At 66.0% G+C, this 25,628-nt stretch carries 23 protein-coding genes; 17 read left to right on the forward strand and 6 right to left on the reverse strand.

Annotation, left to right across the window (positions count from 1 at the left end; all coding sequences use genetic code 11):
* Positions 1–14 precede the first annotated feature (14 nt).
* The 15 genes from pheA to INR38_RS10905 all read left to right on the forward strand — a co-directional run bounded on the left by pheA (position 15) and on the right by INR38_RS10905 (position 16,194).
* A complete protein-coding gene (gene pheA / locus INR38_RS10835; RefSeq protein ID WP_013801628.1) occupies positions 15–1,115 on the forward strand; it encodes a prephenate dehydratase in 1,101 nt (366 codons plus the stop codon).
* Positions 1,115–1,993, forward strand: a complete 879-nt coding sequence (locus INR38_RS10840; RefSeq protein ID WP_207443345.1) for a prephenate dehydrogenase/arogenate dehydrogenase family protein — start codon at positions 1,115–1,117, stop codon at positions 1,991–1,993. The genes pheA and INR38_RS10840 overlap by 1 nt, the downstream gene beginning before the upstream one ends.
* A gap of 114 nt (positions 1,994–2,107) precedes the next feature.
* Positions 2,108–4,135, forward strand: a complete 2,028-nt coding sequence (locus INR38_RS10845) for a bifunctional 3-phosphoshikimate 1-carboxyvinyltransferase/cytidylate kinase (RefSeq protein WP_043820624.1) — start codon at positions 2,108–2,110, stop codon at positions 4,133–4,135.
* 166 nt (positions 4,136–4,301) lie between these two features.
* Positions 4,302–6,005 carry a 30S ribosomal protein S1 gene (rpsA, locus tag INR38_RS10850; RefSeq protein WP_288124655.1) on the forward strand — a complete coding sequence of 568 codons (1,704 nt, stop codon included), beginning with the start codon at positions 4,302–4,304 and terminating at the stop codon, positions 6,003–6,005.
* 90 nt (positions 6,006–6,095) lie between these two features.
* Positions 6,096–6,434, forward strand: coding sequence for an integration host factor subunit beta (locus INR38_RS10855; protein ID WP_207443344.1), 339 nt, complete (start codon positions 6,096–6,098; stop codon positions 6,432–6,434).
* A gap of 80 nt (positions 6,435–6,514) precedes the next feature.
* Complete coding sequence (locus INR38_RS10860; RefSeq protein ID WP_202758227.1) at positions 6,515–6,835, forward strand: LapA family protein; 321 nt, start codon at positions 6,515–6,517, stop codon at positions 6,833–6,835.
* The gene (lapB, locus tag INR38_RS10865; protein WP_034395011.1) at positions 6,825–8,000 is read left to right on the forward strand and encodes a lipopolysaccharide assembly protein LapB; all 1,176 of its coding nucleotides are present in this window, start codon (positions 6,825–6,827) and stop codon (positions 7,998–8,000) included. Before INR38_RS10860 ends, lapB begins: the two co-directional genes overlap by 11 nt.
* A gap of 260 nt (positions 8,001–8,260) precedes the next feature.
* Positions 8,261–8,662 (forward strand): helix-hairpin-helix domain-containing protein, encoded by a 402-nt coding sequence (locus tag INR38_RS10870; protein WP_207443343.1) that lies wholly within the window; start codon positions 8,261–8,263, stop codon positions 8,660–8,662.
* A 139-nt stretch (positions 8,663–8,801) separates the two neighbouring features.
* Entirely contained in the window at positions 8,802–11,780 is a 2,979-nt protein-coding gene (locus tag INR38_RS10875) for a monovalent cation/H+ antiporter subunit A (protein WP_034395005.1), read from the forward strand.
* Positions 11,780–12,145, forward strand: a complete 366-nt coding sequence (locus tag INR38_RS10880; protein ID WP_012206529.1) for a Na+/H+ antiporter subunit C — start codon at positions 11,780–11,782, stop codon at positions 12,143–12,145. Before INR38_RS10875 ends, INR38_RS10880 begins: the two co-directional genes overlap by 1 nt.
* Positions 12,142–13,938: a monovalent cation/H+ antiporter subunit D gene (locus INR38_RS10885; protein WP_012206530.1), complete on the forward strand. Its 1,797-nt coding sequence runs from the start codon at positions 12,142–12,144 to the stop codon at positions 13,936–13,938. The genes INR38_RS10880 and INR38_RS10885 overlap by 4 nt, the downstream gene beginning before the upstream one ends.
* The gene (locus INR38_RS10890; protein WP_097201784.1) at positions 13,935–14,426 is read left to right on the forward strand and encodes a Na+/H+ antiporter subunit E; all 492 of its coding nucleotides are present in this window, start codon (positions 13,935–13,937) and stop codon (positions 14,424–14,426) included. The genes INR38_RS10885 and INR38_RS10890 overlap by 4 nt, the downstream gene beginning before the upstream one ends.
* Complete coding sequence (locus tag INR38_RS10895) at positions 14,423–14,701, forward strand: K+/H+ antiporter subunit F (RefSeq protein ID WP_012206532.1); 279 nt, start codon at positions 14,423–14,425, stop codon at positions 14,699–14,701. The genes INR38_RS10890 and INR38_RS10895 overlap by 4 nt, the downstream gene beginning before the upstream one ends.
* Complete coding sequence (locus tag INR38_RS10900) at positions 14,698–15,081, forward strand: monovalent cation/H(+) antiporter subunit G (RefSeq protein ID WP_012206533.1); 384 nt, start codon at positions 14,698–14,700, stop codon at positions 15,079–15,081. The genes INR38_RS10895 and INR38_RS10900 overlap by 4 nt, the downstream gene beginning before the upstream one ends.
* Positions 15,082–15,324: 243 nt before the next feature.
* Positions 15,325–16,194 (forward strand): LOG family protein, encoded by an 870-nt coding sequence (locus tag INR38_RS10905; protein WP_013801619.1) that lies wholly within the window; start codon positions 15,325–15,327, stop codon positions 16,192–16,194.
* 69 nt (positions 16,195–16,263) lie between these two features.
* Here the strand turns inward: INR38_RS10905 and INR38_RS10910 are convergent, their stop codons facing one another.
* From INR38_RS10910 to INR38_RS10935, 6 genes are all read right to left on the reverse strand, one after another.
* Positions 16,264–17,445: an MFS transporter gene (locus INR38_RS10910; RefSeq protein WP_013801618.1), complete on the reverse strand. Its 1,182-nt coding sequence runs from the start codon at positions 17,443–17,445 to the stop codon at positions 16,264–16,266.
* A gap of 1 nt (position 17,446) precedes the next feature.
* Entirely contained in the window at positions 17,447–18,937 is a 1,491-nt protein-coding gene (gene rmuC, locus INR38_RS10915; RefSeq protein ID WP_034398730.1) for a DNA recombination protein RmuC, read from the reverse strand.
* A 110-nt stretch (positions 18,938–19,047) separates the two neighbouring features.
* Positions 19,048–20,055 carry a D-glycerate dehydrogenase gene (locus INR38_RS10920; protein WP_065345041.1) on the reverse strand — a complete coding sequence of 336 codons (1,008 nt, stop codon included), beginning with the start codon at positions 20,053–20,055 and terminating at the stop codon, positions 19,048–19,050.
* A 37-nt stretch (positions 20,056–20,092) separates the two neighbouring features.
* Positions 20,093–21,520, reverse strand: coding sequence for a sodium:proton antiporter (locus INR38_RS10925; RefSeq protein ID WP_207443342.1), 1,428 nt, complete (start codon positions 21,518–21,520; stop codon positions 20,093–20,095).
* Between the two features lie 61 nt (positions 21,521–21,581).
* Positions 21,582–22,802 carry a nicotinate phosphoribosyltransferase gene (gene pncB, locus INR38_RS10930; RefSeq protein ID WP_207443341.1) on the reverse strand — a complete coding sequence of 407 codons (1,221 nt, stop codon included), beginning with the start codon at positions 22,800–22,802 and terminating at the stop codon, positions 21,582–21,584.
* Between the two features lie 115 nt (positions 22,803–22,917).
* Entirely contained in the window at positions 22,918–23,379 is a 462-nt protein-coding gene (locus tag INR38_RS10935; RefSeq protein WP_034394994.1) for a thioesterase family protein, read from the reverse strand.
* A 323-nt stretch (positions 23,380–23,702) separates the two neighbouring features.
* On the opposite strand from INR38_RS10935, the gene INR38_RS10940 reads away from it, so the two are divergent.
* Together INR38_RS10940 and INR38_RS10945 are read left to right on the forward strand one after the other, a co-directional pair.
* Positions 23,703–24,251, forward strand: coding sequence for a phasin family protein (locus tag INR38_RS10940; protein ID WP_013801612.1), 549 nt, complete (start codon positions 23,703–23,705; stop codon positions 24,249–24,251).
* Positions 24,252–24,552: 301 nt separating this feature from the next.
* Complete coding sequence (locus INR38_RS10945) at positions 24,553–25,599, forward strand: Fe(3+) ABC transporter substrate-binding protein (RefSeq protein WP_012206542.1); 1,047 nt, start codon at positions 24,553–24,555, stop codon at positions 25,597–25,599.
* Positions 25,600–25,628: the final 29 nt, after the last annotated feature.

Below are 25,628 nucleotides of genomic sequence, written 5' to 3' on the forward strand. Positions count from 1 at the left end.
CCACACTCCCGCCCATGAGCACCACACCCCAAGCCTCCCCCGATCTGGCGCATCTGCGCGTGCAGATCGACGATATCGACCAGCAACTGCTGGACCTGCTGAACCGACGCGCCCGCGTGGCAGAGCAGGTCGGCGAGGTCAAGAAGCGTGAAGGCACGCCCTTCTTCCGCCCGGACCGCGTGGCCCAGGTCATCCAGAAGATCGAGTCCGCCAATCCCGGCCCGCTCAAGAACGGCCATGTCTCGGCCATCTGGCGCGAGATCATGTCGGCCTGCCTGGCGCTGGAGTCGCCCCAGCGCGTGGCCGTGCTGGGCCCGGCGGGCACGTTCTGCGAGGAAGCCGCCATCCAGTACTTCGGCGGCGCGGCCGATCTGATGTACTGCAACAGCTTCGACGAGGTGTTCCACGCCACGGCCGCAGGCAGCGCGCAGTACGGCGTGGTGGGCGTGGAGAACTCCAACGAAGGCGTGGTCACGCGCTCGCTGGACATGTTCCTGCACACGCCCTGCCACGTGGTGGGCGAGGTCAGCCTGCTGGTGCGCCACAACCTGCTTCGCAGCAGCAACACGACCGAGGGCATCGAGGTCGTGGCAGCCCATCCCCAGGCCCTGGCCCAGTGCCAGGGCTGGCTGGCCAAGCACCTGCCGCATGCCGAGCGCCGCCCGGTGTCCAGCAATGCCGAAGGCGCCCGCCTGGCGGCGCTGCACCCCAACATCGCCGGCCTGGCCAGCGAACGCGCGGCCCAGCAATTCGGCCTGCATGTGGTGGCGCATGCCATCCAGGACGATGCCTACAACCGCACGCGCTTCGCCGTCATCTGCCTGCCGCACACGCTGGCCACGCCCTCGCCCAGCGGCCAGGATTGCACCAGCATCATCATCTCCGTGCCCAACCGCCCAGGTGCCGTGCATGACCTGCTGGTGCCGCTCAAGAGGCACGGCGTGTCGATGACGCGCTTCGAGTCGCGCCCCGCGCGCACCGGCCAGTGGGAGTACTACTTCTACATCGACCTCGAAGGCCACCCGGCACAGCCCAACGTGGCCAGCGCGCTGGAAGAGTTGCGCGGCCTGTGCGCCTTCTACAAGGTGCTGGGCACCTACCCGGTATCCAAGTGATGCAGCCCTTTGAACAACTGGGCCTGATCGGCTGCGGCCTCATGGGCGGCTCGTTCGCCCTGGCGCTCAAGCAGGCAGGGCTGGTCAAGCGCGTCGTGGGCTACAGCAAGTCGCCTTCGACGACCGAACGCGCTCGCCAGATGGGCGTCATCGATGTGGAGGCCCCCTCCGCCCTGCTGGCCGCCGCCGGTGCCGACCTGGTGCTGCTGGCCGTGCCCGTGGCGGCAACCGAGGCCACGCTCAAGTCCATCAAGCACCTGGTCACGCCCGAGATGATGATCATGGACGTGGGCTCCACCAAGGTCGATGTGGTGCATGCCGCCCGCTCGGCCCTGCGCGACCAGCTCGGCTCTTTCGTCCCGGCCCACCCCATTGCAGGCAAGGAAGTCTCGGGCGTCGAGCACTCCGACCCCCAGCTGTACAAGGGCGCACAGGTCATCCTGACGCCCACCGAACGCACGCTGACCGACCACCTGCAAAAGGCCCGCTCCCTGTGGGAACTGCTGGGCTGCCGCGTGCGCGCCATGTCGCCCGAAGCACACGACAGCGCCTTTGCCACGGTCAGCCACCTGCCGCATCTGCTGGCCTTCGCCATGATGCAAAGCGTGATCACCCAGCCCGACTCCGACGACGTGCTGTCCCTGGCCGGCCCCGGCTTCCGCGACTTCACACGCATTGCCGCAGGCGATCCCAAGATGTGGCGTGATGTGCTGCTGGCCAACAGCGAGCAGGTTCTGGCACAGTCGCGCCAGTTCCAGCAGGCGCTGCAGCAACTCGAATCCCTGATCCAGGCCGGTGACGGACAAGGTCTTGAAGACCACCTGACCCTGGCCAGCGCCGCGCGCGCCCATTGGCGCATGGGCACTCCGCGCCGCTGACGCGCAACGCAGGGCAAGCGCCAGACGCAAGCCCGGCGCACCCAAAGCGCTCCTGTGCATTGCGGCCAGCGCGGCCGCAATGCCTCCCGACAGCCTGTTTGCATCCGAATTGCCATGTTCAGTACCGCCTTCCTCGATATCCCCCCTCTTTCCCGCGCGCAGGGCACGGTGAGCCTGCCGGGCTCCAAGAGCATCTCGAACCGCGTGCTGCTGCTCGCGGCACTGAGCCAGGGCACGACCGTGGTCCACGACCTGCTTGACTCGGACGACACGCGCGTCATGCTACGGGCCCTGCAGCAACTGGGCTGCACGGTGGAGCCCACCACCATCACCCTTGGCCAGCCCGTGCGCATCACCGGCCTGGGCGGCGTCCTGCCCTCCGGCGCCAGTGCCGAGCTGTTCATGGGCAACGCCGGCACGGCCATGCGGCCGCTGACGGCAGCCCTGTCCGTGCTGGGCGGCGACTTCAAGCTCAGCGGCGTGCCGCGCATGCATGAGCGCCCCATCGGTGATCTGGTCGATGCGCTGCGCCAGCTCGGCTGCCGCATCGACTATCTGGGCAACGAGGGCTTTCCTCCGCTGCACATCCGCCAGCCCGATTTCTCGCAGTTGCCGCACAGCCCCATCCAGGTGCGTGGCGATGTCTCCAGCCAGTTCCTGACCTCGCTGCTGATGGCGCTGCCGCTGCTGGCCAACACGCGCGACATCACCATCGAAGTCGTGGGCGAGCTGATCTCCAAGCCCTACATCCACATCACGCTGGAATTGCTGGCCCGCTTCGGCATTGCCGTGCACAACGAGAACTGGCAGCGCTTCACCATCCCGGCCGGCAGCCGCTACAGCTCGCCGGGCGAGATCCATGTCGAGGCAGACGCCTCGTCGGCCAGCTACTTCATCGCACTGGGCGCCATCGCCTCGGACAGCGCCGAAGGCATCCGCATCCTCGGCGTGGGACTGGACTCCATCCAGGGCGATATCCGCTTTGTCGAGGCCGCGCGCGCCATGGGCGCCGAGGTGGAAGGTGGCCCCAACTGGCTGCGCATCCGCCGTGGCGCATGGCCGCTCAAGGCCATCGACCTGGACTGCAACCACATCCCCGATGCCGCCATGACGCTGGCCGTCATGGCCCTGTATGCCGATGGCACGACCACGCTGCGCAACATCGCAAGCTGGCGCGTCAAGGAAACCGACCGCATCGCGGCCATGACCAAGGAGCTGCGCAAGCTGGGCGCCGATGTCGAGGAGGGCGCGGACTACATCCGCATCACGCCGCCCGCGTCCACCGCCGCATGGCGTGCGGCCAGCATCCACACCTATGACGACCACCGCGTGGCCATGTGCTTCTCGCTGGCAGCCTTCAACCCGGCCGCCCTGCCCGTGCGCATCGAAGACCCCAAGTGCGTCGCCAAGACCTTCCCTGACTACTTCGAGGCCCTGTTCTCGGTCTGCGAGACGGCCCGCGCGCGCATTCCCGTGATCTGCATCGATGGCCCCACGGCCTCGGGCAAGGGCACGATTGCCGCCGAGGTCGCCCAGGCTCTTGGCTACCACCTGCTGGACTCGGGCGCGCTGTACCGGCTCACGGGGCTGGCCGCATCGCGCGCCGGCCTGGTGCTGGACGAACCGCACGCCCAGCAGATCGCCGTGCTGGCGCGCGAGCTGCCCGTGCGCTTTGACGCCGAGCAGCGCATCTGGCTGGGTGACGAGGATGTCACCCTCATCCTGCGCAGCGAGGAGTCGGGCATGAACGCCTCGCGCGTCTCGGCCCTGCCTGCCGTGCGCGACGCGCTGGTGGACCTGCAGCTGTCCTTCCAGCAGCTTCCGGGACTGGTTGCCGATGGCCGCGACATGGGCACGGTGATCTTTCCCCATGCTCCCCTCAAGGTCTATTTGTCGGCCTCCGCCGCCTGTCGCGCCGAGCGCCGGCATAAGCAGTTGATTTCCAAAGGAATTGCCGCTAACATAAGCGCCCTTCGGGCTGACCTTGAAGCACGCGATGCGCGGGACATGAACCGCAGCGTCGCACCGCTCAAGCCCGCCCAGGATTCCATGCTGCTTGACAGCTCCGAACTTTCCATCGAAGAGGTGGCAGAGCAGGTGCTTTCGTGGTGGCAGGAACGCCAGCCGTTCGGCCGCGACTGATTGCCAGTTGCGCCGCACGTCGGCAAACCCGCCCTCCGGGCCCAGACATGGCGGCACCGCCCCATGTACGGCCCGAGGTCCATAGACTCCAACACCGTGGTTGAACCCACAACACCTCCGCAAACAGTCCTAGAAACGCCTGGCAATAGTGCCGGCGGAAACCTGTTTGCGGGCAAGGAAATACATGTCTGAATCTTTTGCCTCCCTGTTTGAAGAATCGCTGCAACGCACGGAAATGCGTCCTGGCGAGGTCATCACCGCTGAAGTCGTGCGCGTCGAGCACAACTTCGTCGTCGTGAACGCTGGCCTGAAGTCGGAAGCCTACGTGCCAATCGACGAATTCAAGAACGACCAGGGAGAAATCGAAGTCCAGGTGGGCGACTTTGTGTCGGTCGCCATCGGCTCGATCGAAAACGGCTACGGCGACACCATCCTGTCGCGCGACACCGCCAAGCGCCTGGCCTCGTGGCTGGCTCTGGAAAAGGCCCTGGAATCGGGCGAATTCGTGACCGGCACGACCTCCGGCAAGGTCAAGGGCGGCCTGACGGTGCTGGTCAACGGCATCCGCGCCTTCCTGCCCGGTTCGCTGATCGACACCCGTCCGATCAAGGACCTGACTCCGTACGAAAACAAGACGATGGAGTTCAAGGTCATCAAGCTGGACCGCAAGCGCAACAACGTGGTGCTGAGCCGCCGCGCCGTGGTCGAAGCCTCGATGGGCGAAGAGCGCGCCAAGCTGATGGAAACGCTGAAGGAAGGCGCCATCGTTCAAGGCGTGGTCAAGAACATCACCGAATACGGTGCGTTCGTGGACCTGGGCGGCATCGACGGCCTGCTGCACATTACCGACATGGCATGGCGCCGCGTGCGTCATCCCTCGGAAGTCGTGCAGGCTGGCCAGGAAATCACCGCCAAGATCCTCAAGTTCGACACCGAGAAGAACCGTGTCTCGCTGGGTCTGAAGCAAATGGGCGACGACCCGTGGATGGGCGTTTCGCGCCGCTACCCCTCGAGCACCCGCCTGTTCGGCAAGGTCACGAACATTGCCGACTACGGCGCGTTCGTCGAGCTGGAACCCGGCATCGAAGGCCTGGTGCACGTCTCCGAAATGGACTGGACCAACAAGAACATTGCTCCGACCAAGCTCGTTACCCTGGGTGACGAAGTCGAAGTCATGGTGCTGGAGATCGACGAAGACAAGCGTCGCATCTCGCTGGGCATGAAGCAGTGCAAGGCCAACCCCTGGCAAGAGTTCGCGCAGAACACCAAGCGCGGCGACCGCGTCAAGGGCCCGATCAAGTCGATCACCGACTTCGGCGTGTTCGTGGGCCTGGCTGCCGGTATCGACGGCCTGGTGCACCTGTCCGACCTGTCCTGGAACGAGCCCGGCGAAGCTGCCGTGCGCAACTACAAGAAGGGCCAGGAAGTCGAAGCCATCGTGCTGGCCGTGGACGTCGAGCGCGAGCGCATCTCCCTGGGCATCAAGCAGCTGGACAGCGATCCCTTCACGACCTTCGTGACCGTGAACGACAAGGGCCAGATCGTGTCGGGCAAGGTCAAGACGGTGGACGCACGTGGTGCTGAAATCGACCTGGGCGAAGACATCATCGGTTACCTGCGTGCTTCGGAAATCGCCGTGGACCGCGTGGAAGATGCCCGCTCGGTGCTGAAGGAAGGCGACGAAATCACCGCCGTGGTGGTCAATGTGGATCGCAAGACCCGCAACATCCAGCTGTCGATCAAGGCCAAGGACCAGGTCGACCAGCAAGAAGCCATGGCTTCCCTGTCCGCTCAGTCGGCCAAGGAAAACGCCGGCACGACCAGCCTGGGCGCCCTGCTGCGCGCCAAGCTGGACAACTCCGACAAGTAATCAGCAGCCAGTCTGCTGACCGCTGAAGGTCGGATGCGACGGGCGCCTCCGGGCGCCCGTCGCCATTTCAACCCCTGATTCCTATCCTTGATGACCCGATCCGATCTCGTCGAAGAACTCGCCGCCCGCTTTGGCCAACTGAGCCAGCGCGATGCCGAGCAGGCCGTCAAGACGATTCTTGACGCCGTCAGCGATGCCCTGGTGCGAGGCCATCGCATCGAAATCCGCGGCTTTGGCAGTTTCTCGGTCAACCATCGCCCGCCCCGCATGGGCCGCAATCCCCGCAGTGGCGAGGCCGTCCACATTCCGTCCAAGCGCGTGCCGCACTTCAAGCCCGGCAAGGCCCTGCGCGAAGCCGTGGACCTGCGCCCCGGTGCGGCCATCGATACAGACACAGGCTCCGGCACAGGCACCGGCCCTGCCGCCTGAAAGCGGGCTGACCGGCTGCGCGCGCCGCAGCCGCCCTCTCCGCCAGGCTCTAGAATCGTTCCCGTCACACAAGGGAACACATGAAGTACTTCCTGTGGCTGCTCAAGGCGGCCATTTTTTTTACGCTGTTCGCTTTCGCCCTGAACAACCAGCAGGACGCGACGGTGCACTTCTTCTTCGGCACCTCCTGGACTGCGCCGCTGGTACTGGTGGTGCTGGCCGCCTTCGCCCTGGGCCTGATCGTGGGCGTTCTGGGCATGGTGCCGCGCTGGCTCAAGCACCGCAACGCCGCGCGCTCGACCCAGGCCACAGTGCCTGCCGCGGCCGAGGCACCGGCAGCGGCCACGGCGCCCAAGGCTGCCCCATCCCCCATCCTGCCGGGCGACGTGCATGGAATTTGATCTGAGCTGGATATTGCTGGGCCTGCCCGTCGCCTTCGTGCTGGGCTGGCTGGCCTCGCGCTGGGACCTGAGGCAGATTCGCGCCGAAAACCGCCAGGCGCCCAAGGCCTATTTCAAGGGCCTGAACTTCCTGCTCAACGAGCAGCAGGACAAGGCCATCGACGCCTTCATCGAAGCCGTGCAGAACGACCCCGACACTTCGGAGCTGCACTTCGCGCTGGGCAACCTCTTCCGCCGCCGTGGCGAATACAACCGCGCTGTGCGCGTGCACGAACACCTGCTGTCGCGCGGCGACCTCAGCCGCGTGGACCGCGACCGCGCCCAGCACGCGCTGGCCCAGGACTTTCTGAAGGCAGGCCTGCTCGATCGCGCCGAGGACGCGCTGCGCCGCCTGGAAGGCACGGCCTTCGAGGCCGAAGCCCGCCTGGCCCTGCTGGCCATCTACGAACGCTCGCGCGACTGGACACAGGCCGCCGCCATTGCGCGCCGCATGCAGGAAGCCAACCAGGGCGACTTCAGCGGCCGCCTGGCCCACTACCTCTGCGAAGACGCCCAGGCCCTGTTGACCCAGGGCCAGCAGGCCGAGGCACTGCAGCGGCTGCAGCAGGCCATCACCACCGCCCCACAGGCCGCACGCCCGCGCCTGGAGCACGCGCAGCTGCAGCACCGCATGGGGCAATCGGCCCAGGCCCTGCACACGTTGGAAAGCCTGGCCGAGCAGTCTCCAGCCTCGCTGCCGCTGGCGGCTCAGCTGCTGGTGGACATTGCCGCCGCCACGGGCCAGCGCCAGCACATCCACCAACTGCTCAGCCAGCAGTACGAGCAGGCACCCTCGCTGGATCTGCTGCAGGCCCTGGTCGCGCTGGACGCTCAAATTGAAGAACAGAGCAACGATGGTGAAACCAAGGCACCGGGACGCGCACGCCTGGTCCAGCATCTGGACAGGGAGCCCTCCCTGGTGGCTGCCGCGCAGTGGCTGGCAGGCGAGAAGCTGGCCGAGGAGCAATACCACCCGGCCGTGCAACGCGCGCTGGACCACGCGGCCAAGCCGCTGACCCGCTACCGCTGCGCAGCCTGCGGCTTCGAGGCACGCCAGCATTTCTGGCATTGCCCCGGCTGCCAGAGCTGGGACAGCTATCCGGCCCGGCGCGTCGAGGAGCTGTGATGCGGGGCAGGCGCGAGAGGCAGCTCCACCCCCTGCATCGCGTCACCCCCATTGGCAAACACGGCATGGACGGTGTATTTTCAGAGTATTCCTAGAAACCGCCTTGGCAGGCGCATGGCCATTGACTTTGCACACGTTCGGCCATGCCTGCACGGGCCAGCTGGCCTCCTTCACCGCCTAGCCGCACGCCAAGGCCCTGCATAAGATGCCTCTGGGTCGCAATGTTGCGGCCCTCAACATTTTGGGATCAGGAGGTTTGTATGTTCAGAAAACTGATGGCTGGCTTCATTGCACTGCTGTGGTCCGTGATGGCCCTAGCTGCCGTGGAAGTCAACAAGGCGAATGAAGCCGAACTGACATCCATCAAGGGCATTGGCCCGGCCATGTCGGCACGCATTCTCGAGGAGCGCAAATCCTCCGCCTTCAAGGACTGGCCCGATTTCATTGCCCGCGTCAAAGGCGTGGGCGAACCGACCGCCGCCAAGTTCTCGGGTGACGGCCTGACGGTCAATGGCACCAGCTACAAGGGCCAGGGAACCAAGCCCGATGCAAAGGACACGGCGTCCAAGGACACCAAGGACACGGCAGCCAAAGGCGCCAAGCCGACCAAGGACCAGGCCGCCAAACCGGCCACGCCGGCCAAGGCCGGCGCGGCCTCCTGAGTACGCCAACTGTCTCTATCCAACCCGCTTCGGCGGGTTTTTCATGCGTACTACCCTCGGGGTATGCGCGGCCATAGCCTGAAACATGCTCAGGTTTTCATAGCGAAGCAAAAAACCTTGCCCGTAAAATGAACCGCCCATGCCCCTGATCACCCTCATCCTCCTACCCTTCATCGGCAGCCTGATTGCCGCAATGCTGCCCGCCAATGCGCGCAATACGGAGTCAACGCTGGCCGGCGTCATTGCTCTGGGCTGCGCCATCCAGACGGCATTGCTATTCCCCCAGATCGCCGATGGAGAGGTGCTGCGCCAGGAGATCGAGTGGCTGCCGGCACTGGGGCTGAATCTGGTGATCCGCATGGACGGCTTTGCCTGGATGTTCTGCATGCTGGTGCTGGGCATCGGTTCGCTGGTGGTGCTTTATGCGCGCTACTACATGTCGCCGGCCGATCCCGTGCCGCGCTTTTTCTCGTTTTTTCTGGCCTTCATGGGCGCGATGGCGGGTGTGGTGCTGTCGGGCAACATCATCCAGATTGCCTTCTTCTGGGAGCTGACCAGCCTCTTCTCCTTTCTTCTGATCGGATACTGGCACCATCGCAAGGATGCACGCCGCGGCGCGCGCATGGCGCTGACGGTGACGGGAACAGGCGGCCTGGCCATGCTGGCCGGCATGCTGGTGCTGGGCCACATCGTGGGCAGCTATGACCTGGACAACGTGCTCATCGCCGGCCAGCAGGTGCGAGACCACCAGTTGTACCTGGTCGCCCTGGTGCTGATCCTGCTGGGCGCGCTGACCAAGAGCGCGCAATTCCCCTTCCACTTCTGGCTGCCGCACGCCATGGCCGCGCCCACCCCGGTGTCGGCCTACCTGCACTCCGCCACCATGGTCAAGGCGGGTGTGTTCCTGCTGGCGCGCATGTGGCCCGTGCTGGGTGACACCGATGCCTGGTTCTGGCTGGTGGGCGGAGCAGGCGCTGCAACGCTGCTCATCGGTGGCTATCTGGCCATGTTTCAGCACGATCTCAAGGGATTGCTGGCCTATTCGACGATTTCCCACCTGGGCCTGATCACGCTGCTGCTGGGCCTCAACAGCAAGCTGGCGGCGGTGGCTGCGGTGTTCCACATCATGAACCACGCGACCTTCAAGGCCTCGCTGTTCATGGCCGCAGGCATCGTTGACCATGAAAGCGGCACGCGCGACATCCGCCGCCTCTCGGGCCTGCGGCACATGATGCCCATCACGGCCACGCTGGCCTGCGTGGCCAGTGCGGCCATGGCGGGCGTGCCGCTGCTCAACGGCTTCCTGTCCAAGGAAATGTTCTTCGCCGAGACCGTCTATCTGGACGCTGCCCCCTGGGTGCGCACGGCCCTGCCCGTGGCCGCCACGGTGGCGGGCATGTTCAGCGTGGCCTATTCGCTGCGCTTCACCATCGACGTCTTCTTCGGCCCCAAGGCCACCGACCTGCCGCACGAGCCGCACGAGCCGCCGCACTGGATGCGCGTGCCCGTCGAATTGCTGGTGCTGGCCTGCCTGGTGGTCGGCATGCTACCGGCGTGGGCCGTGGGCAGCTTCCTTGCAGCGGCCGCCACGCCCGTGGTCGGCGGCGATCTGCCCGAGTACAGCCTGGCCATCTGGCACGGCTGGAACATGCCCTTGATCATGAGCCTGGTCGCCCTGATTGGCGGCATCCTGCTGTACATGCTGCTGCGCTGGCAGCGCCAGGCCGGCCATATCGATACCGCACCGCTGGTGGGCACGCTCAGCGGCCAGCGCATCTTCGAGAACCTGCTGGCCCGCCTGTCCCTGCTGGGCCGCTGGTCGCGCCGGCGCCTGTCCACCATGCGCCTGCAGTGGCAGATGCTGTGGCTGGTCTGCACCGCCGTGCTGGCGGGCGTTCTGCCGCTGTGGCTGCAGGGCATCAAGCTGGGCGATCGGGGCATGCTGCCGCTGTCGCCCGCCTTCGTGCTGTTGTGGTCGGTGGGCATTCTCTGCGCCCTGGGCACGGCCTGGAAGGCCAAGTACCACCGGCTGACCGCGCTGATCATGCTGGGCGGCGCCGGCCTGTGCACCTGCCTGACCTTCCTGTGGTTCTCGGCGCCCGATCTGGCGCTGACCCAGCTGGTGGTCGAGGTCGCCACCACGGTGCTGATGCTGCTGGGCCTGCGCTGGATGCCCAAGCGCGACAAGAGCCTGCACATTCCCGTGCTGTCCGCCGAGCTGCGTGCGCGCTCGCGCCGCATGCGCGACCTGCTGCTGTCGCTGGTGGCCGGGGGCGGCATGGCCTGGCTGGCCTTCGCCATGATGAGCCGCCCCTTCTATGACGGCGCCTCCACCTTCTTCCTCGAACATGCGCTCAGCGACGGCGGCGGCACCAATGTGGTCAACGTCATGCTGGTGGACTTCCGTGGCTTCGACACCTTCGGCGAAATCGTGGTGCTGGGCATCGTGGCCCTGGTGGTCTATGCCCTGCTGCGGCGCTTTCGCCCGGCCCGCGAGACGCTGGACCTGCCCGAACAGCAGCGCTACGTGCCAGGCGACCTGCAGACCGATCTGTTCAATCCGCGCAATGCCGGCGATACGGCCGTGGGCTACCTGATGGTGCCCGCCGTGCTGGTCCGCCTGCTGCTGCCTTTCGCGGCCCTGGTCTCGGTCTACATCTTCATGCGCGGCCACAACGAACCCGGAGGCGGCTTCGTCGCCGGCCTGGTGTTCTCGGTCGCCTTGCTGATGCAGTACATCATCTCCGGCACGCAGTGGGTCGAGGCCCACTTGCCGATCTTCCCGCGCCGATGGATCGGTGTCGGCCTGCTGTTCGCACTGGGTACCGGCATGGGCTCCATCGTGGCCGGCTATCCCTTCCTCACCAGCCACACCTTCCATATGACCCTGCCAGTCGTCGGCGACGTGCATCTCGCCAGCGCCCTGTTCTTCGACATCGGTGTGTTCTCGCTGGTGGTGGGCGCGACCATGCTCATTCTGACGGCCATCGCCCACCAATCGGTGCGCAGCCACCGCTACCACGCCCGCCTGCTGGAGGAGCAGCAACAACAGGCCGAGGAGGCCGAAGCCGCCGTGCAGCAGGCCACCGCCGCAGCCCTGGCGCGAGGAGGTTTCTGATGGAAGTCGTGCTTGCCATTGCCATCGGCGTACTGACCGGCTCGGGCGTGTGGCTGCTGCTGCGCCCACGGACCTACCAGGTCATCATGGGACTGGCCCTGCTGTCGTATGCGGTCAACCTGTTCATCTTCAGCATGGGCCGCCAGGGCCTGGCCATTGACAAGGAGCCCGTGCTGCGGGCCGGCGTGCCGCAGGATCTCGCGCACTATGCCGATCCCATGCCCCAGGCGCTGGTGCTCACGGCCATCGTGATCGGCTTTGCCATGACGGCGCTGTTCCTCGTGGTGCTGCTGGCCTCGCGCGGCACCACCGCCACCGACCATGTGGACGGAGCCCATTCCCGCACCGAGCAGGAGATGCCATGAACGAGCTGACCGCCCGTCTCATGCCGCACCTGATGCTGGCGCCCATCGTGCTGCCCATGCTCTCGGCAGCGCTGATGCTGCTGCTGCGCGAGGAGCGCCAGCGCGTGAAGTTCGCCCTCGGCCTGGTGTCCACCGTGCTGGGCCTGGGCGTGGCCGTGCTGCTGATGCTGTGGACCGACCAGGCCGGCGCACCCGTCAACCTGGGCGTCTACATGCCGGGCAACTGGCCGATGCCCTTCGGCATCTCGCTGGCGCTGGACCGCCTGACCGGCATGATGCTGGTGCTGACCTACACGGTGGCCCTGGCCTCGCTGATCTTCTCCAGCGCCCGCTGGCATCGCGCGGGAATGCACTTTCACTCGCTGTTCCAGTTCCAGCTGATGGGCCTGAGCGGCGCCTTCCTCACGGCGGACCTGTTCAACCTGTTCGTGTTCTTCGAGATCATGCTCGCGGCCTCCTACGGCCTGCTGCTGCATGGCTCGGGCCGGGCGCGCATCCAGGCGGGCCTGCACTACATCGCCATCAACCTGGCCGCCTCGTCGCTGTTCCTCATCGGCGTGTCCATGCTCTACGGCCTGACCGGCACGCTGAACATGGCCGACCTGGCGCGCGCCATTCCCCAGATCAGCAGTGCCGACCGCGGGCTGCTGCATTCGGCAGCGGCCATCCTGGGCATCGCCTTCCTGACCAAGGCGGCCATGTGGCCGCTGAACTTCTGGCTGGTGCCGGCCTACAGCGCGGCCACCGCGCCCGTCGGTGCCGTGTTCGCGCTCATGACCAAGGTGGGCGTCTACGTGGTGCTGCGGCTGTGGACGCTGCTGTTCAGCTCCGAGGCCGGCTCCTCCGCCCTGTTCGGCAGCACCTGGCTGATCGTCGGCGGCATGCTGACCATGGCCTTCGGCGGCCTGGGCATGCTGGGCTCGCAGCGCCTGACGCATATCGCGGGCTTTGCGGCCATCCTGTCGTCAGGCACCCTGCTGGCTGCCACGGGCTTTGGCCAGAACGCACTGACGGCTGGGCTGCTGTACTACCTGCCCAGCTCCACCCTGGCCGTGAGCGCGCTCTTCCTGATTGCCGACGTGGTGGACCGCTGGCGTGTGGATGACGACGCGGGCGAGCCCTATGAAGACGACGAAGCGCCCTTCCTCAACGCCGAGCTGCTTCCCACCGAGGGATTCAACCTTGACGAATCCGAAGAGGTGCTGATCGGCCGCGCCATTCCCGCCGCAGCCGCCTTCATCGGCCTGAGCTTCATGCTGGCCACCCTGGTGGTTACCGGCCTGCCCCCGCTGTCGGGCTTCGTGGGCAAGTTCGCCATGCTGTCTGCCCTGCTCAACCCGCTGGGCCTGGGCAACTCCAGCGGTTTCCAGGCCGGCTGGGCCGGCTGGGTGCTGGTGGCGCTGATGATCATCACCGGGCTGCTGGCCCTGCTGTCGCTGGTGCGCGCCGGCATACGCCACTTCTGGGCGACCGAGGAGCAGAACTCCCCCTCGCTGCGCGTGGTCGAAGGCCTGCCCATCGCCTTGCTGCTGGCCTGCTGCGTGGCACTGACGATGCGCGGCGGCGAGCTGATGGGCTACACACAGCGCGCAGCCGATGCGCTGCTGGCGCCCGATGTCTATGTGCGCTCCGTCATGGGCACGCAGCCCGAGCCCAGTCCGGCAGAAAAGAAGGCCCGTCTGGAAGCCGGCCCTGAAGGCGCGGCACGCGCCGCGGCCCAGGCCAGTGGCGCGCCCATACCAGCAGGCATAGGCGATGCAGGCACGACGGCGGGCAAGGAGGATTCCCGATGATGAAAACCCTGCTGCCCGCGCCGCTGCTGTCGGTGGCGCTGTTCCTGCTGTGGCTGCTGCTCAACCGTTCGTTCAGCAGTGGACAGATCCTGCTCGGCGCATTGCTGGGCCTGCTGCTGCCGCTGCTGCTGCGCGGCCTGCGCCCCTTGCCCGTGCGGGTGCGCCATCCGCTGACCATCGTGCGCCTGGCGCTGCGCGTGGTCTGGGACACCTCGGTGTCCAACTTCAACGTCGTGCGCTTCATGCTGTTTCCGGGCATGCGCAAGCACCCGGCCAACTTCGTGCGCATCCCGCTGGAACTGCGCGACCCCAACGGCCTGGCCGTGCTCGCCATGATCGTGTGCATCACGCCCGGCACGGCCTGGGCCGAGATCTCGCGCGACCGCTCGCAGCTCATGCTGCATGTGCTGGAGGTCGATGATCCCGAGGAGATCGTCCAGCACGTCAAGCGTTGCTACGAGCGCCCCCTGATGGAGATTTTCGAATGATGCCCTGGTTCCACTGGACTTTGATGTTCGCGCTGGGCCTGCTGGTCGCGGCCATGGGCTGCGCCGTGCTGCGCCTGCTCAAGGGCCCGCACGCCCAGGACCGCGTGCTGGCGCTGGACTGCATGTACCTCAACGGCATGCTGGCCATGCTGCTCATGGGCATCATCTACGACAGCACAAGCTACTTCGAGGCGGCCTTGCTGGTCGCGCTGTTCGGCTGCGTGGGCTCCACCGCCATGGCCAAGTTCCTGCTGCGCGGCGAGGTGATCGAATGACGCCGGAGACCACACTGCCGCTGTGGTGCCAGATCCTGGTTGCCGCGCTGGCGCTGGGCGGCGCCATCATCGCCTTCCTGGGCTCCATGGGACTGTGGCGGCTGGGCAGCTATTTCGAGCGCGTGCATGCGCCCTCCATCATCGCCACCATGGGCTGCTGGCTGATCATGCATGCCACCTGGATCTACTTTTCCGTCAGCGGCCAGAGCCTGGCCGTGCATGCGCTGCTGATTGCGGTCTTCATTTCGGTGACCGTGCCCATCACCACCATCTTCCTGATGCGCGCAGCCCTGTTCCGCGCGCGCCGTGCGGGCCAGGACGTGCCGCCGCCGCTGAGCACCGTCGTGCGCAACGAACCGGCCGAGCACCCGGACGTCTGAAATCGCTTGCGGCGCCTGAAAATGCCCGCCCATCGCTGGTGGTGGGCCCCAGGCCCAAGCCCTGCCCAACTGCTCAGCATACGAATCTGCCACCGGCCCCGTCAATGCGCAAAGCAACGGATACGCGAGCCCCGCGGCTATGAGTTTGTGAGCGTATAGTGCAGTCATCATCTGCGCTGGCAACGCATTTGATGGAACGGCCACAGGCGTGGCCGCCCTGGGTTTTTCTGTGTACGAGGGTTCATGCAAATCTCTTCCCCCCTGACCGATACCGATCTGGCCAACGGCTGGTCGGCCCTTCACAACCAGGCGCACAACGGCATGGCATTGCAGCAGAATTCCAATCGCCTGGCCTTCGCGGACCCGGAATTCATGTTCCGTCGCGAGACCCGCGGCATCCGCATGCAGCTGGAGCTGCTCAAGCCCGACCTGGCCCAGATCGAACGCGGCATAGAAAACACCGTCGTGGTCTATGGCAGCGCGCGCTTCGTGGACCTGGAGCAGGCCGAGCAGCAACTGGCCGACGCGCAGGCCAGCGGCGATGCCCAGCGCATTGCAGTGGCCGAGCGCGCCGTGCGCAACGCCCACCGCTACGAGCAGGCCCGCGCCTTCACGCGCATCGTGGCCGCCGACAGCCTGAACCAGCCGCCCGAGGAGCGCCTCTACATCTGCACCGGCGGCGGCCCCGGCATCATGGAGGCGGCCAACCGTGGCGCCCATGATGTGGGCGCACCCAGCATCGGCCTGAACATCGAGCTGCCGCACGAGCAAAACGGCAACCGCTTCATCTCGCCGGACCTGAGCTTCAAGTTCCACTACTTCGCCTTGCGCAAGATGCATTTCATGATGCGCGCCAAGGCCCTGGTGGCCTTCCCCGGCGGCTTCGGCACGCTGGACGAGCTGTTCGAGGTGCTGACCCTGATGCAGACCGGCAAGACGCATTCCGTGCCCGTGATCCTGTTCGGCACCGAGTTCTGGAAGCGCCTGCTCAACATCGACCTGATGATCGAGGAAGGCACGATCTCGCCCAAGGACCTGCAGCTGTTCCGCTATACCGATGATCCGGTGGAGGCCTGGGCGCTGATCAAGCAGTTCCACGCTGGCGGCTGGTAAGCCGCAGCGGCCGGCAGGCCGCCACCGCATCGCAAGGCGATCTGCGCACCAAGGCGCAGGTCGCCTTTTTCATTCCGGCTTGCGCGGCGGCAGCCCCATGAACCAGGCCGTGCGGATGCCCGAGGCCACGGCCGCGCCCACCACCCAGAACAGCGCAGACACGCCGATCAGCGCCCCCGCCGAACCGAACAGCACGGGCATGGCCACGCTGGAGGCATTGATGGCCATGAGCCGCAGGCCCAGCGCCTCGCCATGGCGGTGCTCGGGCGTGATCTGGTGCAGCATGCTCATGACCATGGGCTGCACCGAGCCCAGCGAAAAGCCCAGCAGCACCGAGCACACGCCCATGGTCAGTGCCGAGTCCATGAAGGGGTACAGCGCAAAGACGAAGGCGGTGATGGCCATGGCGCCGGAGATCACGGCGCCTTCGCGCAGGCGCTCGGCCACCAGCGGCATGGCCAGGCGGATGGCGGCGGCCGCCACGGCAAAAATGCCCAGCAGCGTGCCGATGACCGAAGCGCTCAACCCCTTCTCATGGCCCAGCAGCGGCAGCACGAAGGTGTGCACATCCCAGCACGCCGACTGCAGCCAGTTGACCAGCAGCAGGTTGCGGAAGTTGCGGTCGCGCAGCAGGTCCCAGGCATGCTGCTTGGGGCCGCCGATGGGCGCACGCACGGGCGGCAGCTCCTGCGTGTGGCGCACCCAGCTCCAGGCCAGCACGGGCACCAGGGCCAGCAGGCCGAAGGCGACGCGGTAGCCCATGGTGCTGCCCTCGCCTCCAAAATTCGCGTGATCGATCAGCAGCCCGGTGCTGAAAGGCCCGATGAAGTTGGAGATGGCCGGCCCTATGGCCAGCCAGCTGAACACCTTCTTGAGCGCCAACGCATCGTGGGTGACCCGCCCTGCATGGCGCTGCACGGCAATCACCACCGCGCCGCTGGCACCGCCCGTCAGCAGCGCCACCAGGCACAGCACGGGATAGACCGGAAACGCCAGCGCCAGCGCGCAGCCGCCGCTGGCCGCCAGCATGGACAGGAAAAACGGCTTGCGAAAACCATGCTTGTCCGCAAAGCGCCCGGCCGGCAGCGCCAGGAACACCTGAGTCAGCGCAAACAGCGCCAGCAAGATCCCCACGGCCGCCGCGCTGTAGCCCTGCTGCAGCGCCAGCAAAGGCGCGGCCAGCCGCATGCCGGCCATGGTGGCGTGCACGCTGACCTGGGCCATGATGACTTTGAACAGCGCCAGATTCATCTCAGTCCTGCTCCGACCCTGGCTCCATGCCTGCCGCCGTGTCCTTGTCGTCCGGCAGACCGGGCAGCCCTGCGCTCGAGGCCGGCGCGGGCAGCTCCTGCACATCGCGCAATTGCCGCTGGATGGCGCGCGTGCGAACACCCACCTGCTCGAAGCGCTTGGCGGCGGCATCGATGGATTTGCGCGTGGCATCCACCACTTCGCCGAACTTGGCGAACTCGGTCTTGACCTGTCCCAGCACGGCCCAGACCTCGGACGATCGCTTTTCGATGGCCAGCGTCTTGAAGCCCATCTGCAGGCTGCTGAGCATGGCAGCCAGGTTGGCCGGGCCGGTGACCATCACGCGGCAGCCGTTTTGCACGGCCTCGACCAGGCCGGGGCGGCGCATGACCTCGGCAAACAGGCCTTCCGTGGGCAGGTAGAGCACGGCAAAGTCCGTGGTGTGGGGCGGGCTCACATACTTGCCATGGATCTTGCGGGCCTCGAACTTGATCGATGCCTCGAAGGCATTGCCGGCCGAGGCAATGGCGGCCTTGTCGGCCGCATCCTGGGCGTCGAGCAGGCGCTGGTATTGCTCCACCGGGTATTTGGCATCGATGGGCAGCCAGACCGGCGTCTCGTCGCTGCGCCCGGGCAGGCGGATGGCGAACTCCACCATGTCGTCGCTGCCGGGCACGGTCTTGACGTTGCGCGCGTATTGCTCGGGCGTGAGCACGTTCTCGATGATGGCGCCCAGCTGCAGCTCGCCCCAGGTGCCGCGCGTCTTCACATTGGTCATCACGCGCTTGAGATCGCCCACGCTGCCGGCCAGTGTCTGCATCTCGCCCAGGCCCTTGTGCACCTGCTCCAGCCGGTCGCTGACCAGCTTGAACGACTCGCCCAGGCGCTGCTCCAGCGTGGCATGCAGCTTCTCGTCCACCGTGCGCCGCATCTCCTCCAGCCGCGCCGCGTTGTCCGACTGGATGGTGGCCAGGCGCTCGTTGAGCGTGCCGCGCAGCTGTTCGGCATGGACCTGGCTGGACTGCGCCAGCCCGCCCAGCTGCTGCTGGATGTCGTTCTTGAGGGAGTCCAGCGTGCTGCGCGTGGTCTGCGCCAGCGCCTCGAAACGCTCCTGCACATGGGCGTTGAAGCGCTGCGTGCTTTCACCCTGCGCCTCGCGGGCCTGGGCGCTGTCGGCGGCCAGCCGCACGGTGAGCCGGCCCAGTTCCATGCGAAAGGCTGCCAGCGCCTCGCCCTGCTCGCGCCGCGCCGCCTGTGCATCGAGCTGGGCCTGGGCCAGATGGGCCTGCAGCTGCTGCGACACGCGGTCCAGACCGCCGTCGCTCTTGGCCACGGCCATCTGCGTGGCCTGGGCGCCGCGCTCGAGCTGCTGCAGCCGCACGTCCAGCATCTGCAGCGCCTGCAGCAACTGCTGCGGCGCCACCCCGTCATCGCGCTGCGCCGAGCGCCTGCACAGCAGCCAGATCACGGCCGCCTGCCCCAACAGCAGCACGGCCCATGCCGCCCACCACACTCCGGATATCTGGGTCAAGATCTTGCTTCAGCTCCATGCAGCGGGAAGCGGCCAGGGCCAGCCTTCCCGCGATTGTCGGGATACGGCACTCAGGCCTTGGCGCGCGCGCCTGCGGCCGCCGCCTCGGGCTGGTTGACGGGCGTGCGCGGGCCCTTGCCGCTCAGAAAGTCGATCAGGTTATCGGCTGCCAGCTCGGCCATGGCGCTGCGCGTGCCCATGGTGGCGCTGGCGATGTGCGGGGTCAGCACGACATTGGGCACGGTCAGCAGCTCGGGATGGACCGAGGGCTCGCCCTCGAACACGTCCAGGCCGGCGGCGGCAATGGTCCTGTCGCGCAGCGCCCTGGCCAGTGCCGCGTCATCGACGATGCCACCGCGCGCGATGTTGATCAGCGTGGCCGTGGGCTTCATTCTTGCGATCTCGGCCGCGCCTATGGTGTGGTGGTTTTCCTTGGTGTAGGGCAGCACCAGCACCACATGGTCGGCCATGGCCAGCAGTTCGTCCTTGCCCACGTAGCCGGCCTTGCATTCGGCTTCCAGCTCGGGCGACAGGCGCGAGCGGTTGTGATAGACCACCTTCATGCCAAAGCCATGCGCACCGCGCCGGGCAATGCCCTGGCCGATGCGGCCCATGCCGATGATGCCCAGCGTGCTGCCGTGCACTTCCGAGCCGGCGAACAGGTCGTAGCGCCAGGAGTTCCACTTTCCGGCGCGCAGGTAGTGCTCGCTCTCGGTCACGCGGCGGGCCGTGGCCATGAGCAGGGCAAAGCCGAAGTCGGCCGTGGTCTCGGTCAGCACGTCGGGCGCGTTCGTGCCCTGTACGCCCGCTGCCGTCATCGCGGGCACGTCGAAGTTGTTGTAGCCCACGGCCATGTTGGCCACGACCTTCAGGCGCGGGCAGGCCGCCAGCAGTGCCGCATCGATGGTCTGCGAGCCTGTGGTCAGCACGCCGTCCTTGTCCTGCAGATGCGCGGCCAGCTCCTGCGGACTCCAGACCACGTCGTCCTGGTTGGACTCGACCTCGAAGTGCTGCTCCAGCTTGCGCACCACCTCGGGCGGGATGGCGCGGGCGATCAGGATGCGGGGTTTGCTTGCCATGTCTGTCTCTTTCCTTGTCTTGGCGGGAGGCGGTTCTTCAGCGGAACCAGATGAAGCTCATCAATACGAACAGCGGCACCAGAATGCCCAGCGACCAGGCCATGTAGCCGAAGAAGCTGGGCATCTTCACGCCGCGCTCCTCGGCAATGGCCTTGACCATCAGGTTGGGCGCGTTGCCGATATAGGTGTTGGCACCCATGAACACCGCGCCCGCGGAGATGGCCGCCAGCGTGGAGGCCATCGTGGTCATCAGCTGCGCGGCGTCGCCCCCTGCGGTGTTGAAGAACACCAGGTAGGTCGGCGCGTTGTCGAGGAAGGAGGACAGCAGGCCCGTGGCCCAGAAGTACATCAGCGGATCGGGCGTGCCGTCGGCGCGCGTGACGGCCCCCACGATGGCGCCGAACGGCCCGCCCGTGCCCGCCTTGAGCATGGCGATCACGGGGATGATGGTCAGGAAGATGCCCGCGAACAGCTTGGCCACTTCCTGCATCGGCCCCCAGCCGAATTCGTTGGCCTGGTGCACGCTGCGCGGCGTGAGCCGCAGGGACAGCAGCGCCACCACGATCAGGCCCGCATCGCGCACCAGCCCCGGCAGGCCCACATGCGTGCCGGCCAGCACCAGCCCCGCATCGGTGCGCCACAGGCCGCTCATCAGCACCAGGGCCACCACGGCCAGCAGCAACGCGAAGTTCACGCTGCCATCGAAGCCCAGGCGGCTGGCGCGGCCCGAGGCGTCGATGCTGGGCGTGGGATCGGGCAGGTCCGCCTCGCCGGCCTTGCGCAGCAGCCAGGTGTCGATCGCGTAGAACAGCGCCAGCAGCACGCCGACCAGGAACAGGGTCTCGGTGAAGATGTGGCGCACCGTCCAGAAGAAGTCCACGCCCTTGAGAAAGCCCAGGAACAGCGGCGGATCGCCCAGCGGCGTCAGCGAGCCCCCGGCATTGGAGACGATGAAGATGAAGAACACCACCACATGCACCTGGTGCCTGCGGTTGTCGTTGGCGCGCAGCAGCGGCCGGATCAGCAGCATCGATGCGCCCGTGGTTCCCATGAAGCTGGCCAGCACGGCGCCGATCGCCAGGATGGCCGTGTTCAGCCCCGGCGAGCCCTTGAGATTGCCGCGCACATAGATGCCGCCCGACACCGTGTACAGCGCCGTCAGCAGGATCACGAAGGGCAGGTACTCGGCCAGCAGCGCATGCACCAGGTTGGCCAGGGCCGCACCCGCACCGAACACCGCTGCAAAGGGCAGCAGGAAGGCCAGCGCCCAGGCCGCCGTCAACTTGCCGAAATGCCGGTGCCAGAAATGGGGCGCCGCCAGCGGCACCAGGGCAATCGACAGCAGCATGCCCGCAAAGGGCACGCCCCAGAACACCGACAGCTGGCCGCCATCGATCTCGGCCGCCAGGGCCCAGGAGGGCACGCAGGCGACAAGCAGCACCAACAATCCACGCAAGGCCTTCATGGTCCCGTCTCCTCTTTGTTCTGTATTCACTGTCCCCTCCTGGCAGCGGGCCGCGCAGCGATCAAGTCTGTGCCGCGGGCGCCGCGATCTCGAACACCTGGCGCAGATAGGCCAGGTATTTCTCGTCGTCGCACATGCTCTTGCCCGGCGTGTCCGAGAGCTTGGCCACGGGCTGGCCGTTGCAGCGCGTCATCTTGATGACGATCTGCAGCGGCACATGGTCGGGCGCGTCGCCCAGGTCATTGGTCAGGTTGGTGCCGATGCCAAAGGCCAGCTGGCAGCGCCCGTGGAAGCGCTGGAACAGCTCGATGGTGCGCGGCACCGTCAGGCCGTCGCTGAAGATCAGCGTCTTGGTCAGCGGATCGATGCGGTTGGCGCGGTAGTGGGCCAGCAGCCGCTCGCCCCACTCGAACGGGTCCCCGCTGTCATGGCGCGCGCCATCGAAGAGCTTGCAGAAGTACAGGTCGAAATCGCGCAGGAAGGCCGACATGCCGTAGACGTCCGACAGCGCAATGCCCAGGTCGCCCCGGTACTCGCGCGCCCAGGACTCGAAGCCGAAGATCTGGCTGTCGCGCAGGCGCGGGCCCAGGGACTGGCAGGCCTGCAGGTATTCATGGGCCAGCGTGCCCAGGGGCCGCACGCCCAGCTTCATGGCATACAGCACGTTGCTGGTGCCCGCGAACTGCCCCTCGGACTCCGCGGATGCGCCGGGCCGGCCCAGGCGTGCGCACAGCACGCGCAGCACCTCTTCATGCCAGGCCCGCGAAAAGCGGCGGCGCGTGCCGTAGTCGGCAATCTTGAGCTGCTCCAGGCCCGGCTGCTGCAGCAGCGCGATCTTGGCATCCAGCCGGCGCCGGCCCTCGGGAAAATCGGGCACCGGCTGGGTGTTGCGGAAGTACACCTCGTTGACGATGGCCAGCAAGGGAATCTCGAACAAGATGGTGTGCAGCCAGGGCCCGCGGATGGTGATGTCGATCTCGCCATTGGGCAGCGCCTGCACCGTGACGCACTTCTCGTTGAGGTGGAACAGGCTCAGGAAATCGACGAAATCGCTCTTGATGAAGCGCAGCGAGCTCAGGTAGGCCAGCTCTGCATCCTGGAACCGCAGGCTGCACAGCGAGCGGATCTCGGCCCGGATCTCGTTCACATAGGGCGCAAGCTGCACGCCGGGATTGCGGCACTTGAAACGGTACTCGACCTGTGCCCCGGGGAACTGGTGCAGCACCACCTGCATCATCGTGAATTTGTACAGGTCGGTATCGAGCAGGCTGGTGATGATCATGGACAGAGCCGGGCGGTAAGCGCCCAAGCGGTCAGATGGCAGACAGCTTTCGAGTGTAGGCCATCCACACGCCGCCGCGCTGCGAGCGGGCGCCTTGCATGCGCCCCGAACGCCATCAACCGCGCAGCAACGGCTCCAGCACCCGGCGCAGCGCCTGTGGAATCTGGGCAGGCCGGCGCGTCTGCCGGTCCACATAGACATGGACGAAATGCCCGGCTGCGGCCGACAGCGGCTCACCCTGTGCAAACAGCCCCACCTCGTAGCGCACGCTGGAGCCGCCGATGCGGGCCACGCGGATGCCGGCCTCCACCTCCTGCGGAAAGGCCAGCGGGGCGAAGTAATTGCATTGGGTCTCTATGACCAGTCCTATCGTCTCGCCCGCATGAATGTCCAGCGCGCCCTGCTCTATCAGATGGGCATTCACCGCCGTATCGAACCAGCTGTAATAGACGACGTTGTTGACGTGCCCGTAGACATCGTTGTCCGACCAGCGCGTGCTGATGCGTCGGAATGCCGCATAGGCCGAACGGGGCTGCGGCGCGGGGCGGCTCGGGGGCGATTCATTCATGGCGGCCATTGTGCCGCCGGCCGAATGCGCCCTGTCCCCGGCCACTGTCGCCATCACGACGCGCACTGCTGCCGATCAATCGCCAAGCGAGTAAGCATGCCAACTGAAAAATGTCGTCAAACCGACATAAAACCAATTCAAAATCAAAGACTTACAAAAAACCCACAGCTTTCCGAATTTTTTTGCTGCACCGCAGCATCAGGTACTTGATTCCTTTTTTGCAATCCCTACAATAAGACCCATGCTGCACTGCAACATGACACTCAGTCAGGTCAGCGCAGGCAATTCCCCGTAACCCGAGACCCCTGTGGTCCGTTTTTCTGGAGACTGACATGAGCTTGACCCCTGACCAAATCCTGAGCGCACAAAAGGCCAACCTGGAAACCCTGTTCGGCCTGACGAGCAAGGCCTTCGAAGGCGTTGAAAAGCTGGTGGAACTGAATGTGACCGCCTCGCGCGCCGCACTGACCGAAGCTGCCCAGCACACCCAGGCTGTCCTGAGCGTCAAGGACGCACAGGAACTGCTGTCGCTGCAGGCCAACCTGTTCCAGCCCCTGGCTGAAAAGACCGCTGCCTACAGCCGTCACCTGTACGACATCGCCAGCGGCACCGGCGCCGAACTGGCCAAGACCTTCGAAAGCCAGGCTTCCGACCTGCAAAAGAACTTCAGCGCTCTGGTGGACACCACGGCCAAGAACGCACCCGCCGGTTCCGAAACCGCCGTTGCCGTGATGAAGAGCGCCGTGTCGGCTGCCAACAATGCCTTCGAGTCGGTGCAAAAGGCCGTCAAGCAGGCTTCGGACCTGGCGGAAGCCAACTTCACGGCCGTGACCAACACCGCCAACGAAGCCGTCCAGTCGGCCCAGACCCGCAAGCGTTGATCACGCTGTCTTACAACGGGGCTGCGTGCAAGAATCAGTGATTACCCGCATAATTGCACGCATCCCGGGTCGAAAGACCTGACCAGTTGTCTCCTTGGATCCTCTTGAAACCCCCGTTTCTGGATCCTTTCAAACCCAGTCTTTGGACTGGGTTTTTTTTCGTGCGCTTTTTCGCGCGCCAGGGCTCGCGGCCCACCAGGGACCACTGCGCACAAGCCCTTAGACGGGCCCCACCCTTTATTAAGAACAATTCGCGTTTGACCTATCATCGCGCTTTGCCAACAAAGAGAGGCCTGTCTTCATGTCGAAATCCCTGAAAGCCCTGTTTGCCGCTTGCGCCCTGGTGGCTGCCGGCACAGCCATTGCCGACTCCCAGGTCGTCAACCTCTACTCCGCGCGCCACTACTCCACGGACGAGGAGCTGTACAACGGCTTCACCAAGGCCACCGGCATCAAGATCAACCGCGTGGACGGCGACGACGCCGGCATCATTGCGCGCCTGAAGGCCGAGGGCCAGGCCTCGCCGGCCGATGTGATCCTGCTGGTCGATGCCGCACGCCTGTACCGCGGCGAGGTCGATGGCCTGTTCCAGCCCATCCACTCCAAGCTGCTGGAAGACGCCATTCCCTCCAACCTGCGCGCCCAGCCCACGGCCGATGGCATCAGCTGGTTCGGCCTGTCCACACGCGCCCGCGTCATCGTCTACAACAAGGCCAAGGTCCAGCCCGCCGACGTGCAGAACTACGAATCGCTGGCCGACCCCAAGTTCAAGGGCCAGTTGTGCATCCGCTCGGGCTCGCATCCCTACAACCTGAGCCTGTTCGGCACCGTGGTCGAGCACATGGGCGACCAGAAGGCCGAAGGCTGGATCCAGGGCATGAAGGCCAACCTGGCCCGCCCGCCCAAGGGTGGCGACACCGACCAGATCAAGGCCGTGGCCTCGGGCGAATGCACCATCGGCGTGACCAACAGCTACTACCTGGCGCGCATGATGCGCTCGGGCAAGCCTGAGGACCAGGCCGTGGTCGGCAAGATCGGCGTGGTCTTCCCCAACCAGTCCAGCTGGGGCACGCACCTGAACATCGCAGGCGGCGCCGTGGCACGCCATGCCAAGAACAAGGACAACGCCGTCAAGTTCCTGGAGTACCTGGCCAGCCCCGCCGCCCAGAACTACTTTGCCAACGGCAACAACGAGTGGCCCGCAGCCAAGGGCGTGGAACTGGACAACCCCGCACTCAAGGAAATGACCGGCGGCAAGCCCTTCAAGAGCGAGACCATCCCGATCACGGCCGTGGGCAAGAACATGACCAAGGTCCAGCAAATGCTGGACCGCGCCGGGTTCCAGTAACCCCCATCGCGCCCATCACCAGCCCGGCA

This window comes from Delftia sp. SD018 (assembly GCF_017355445.1).
In the GTDB taxonomy this organism is placed as follows: Bacteria; Pseudomonadota; Gammaproteobacteria; order Burkholderiales; family Burkholderiaceae_C; genus Comamonas; species Comamonas acidovorans.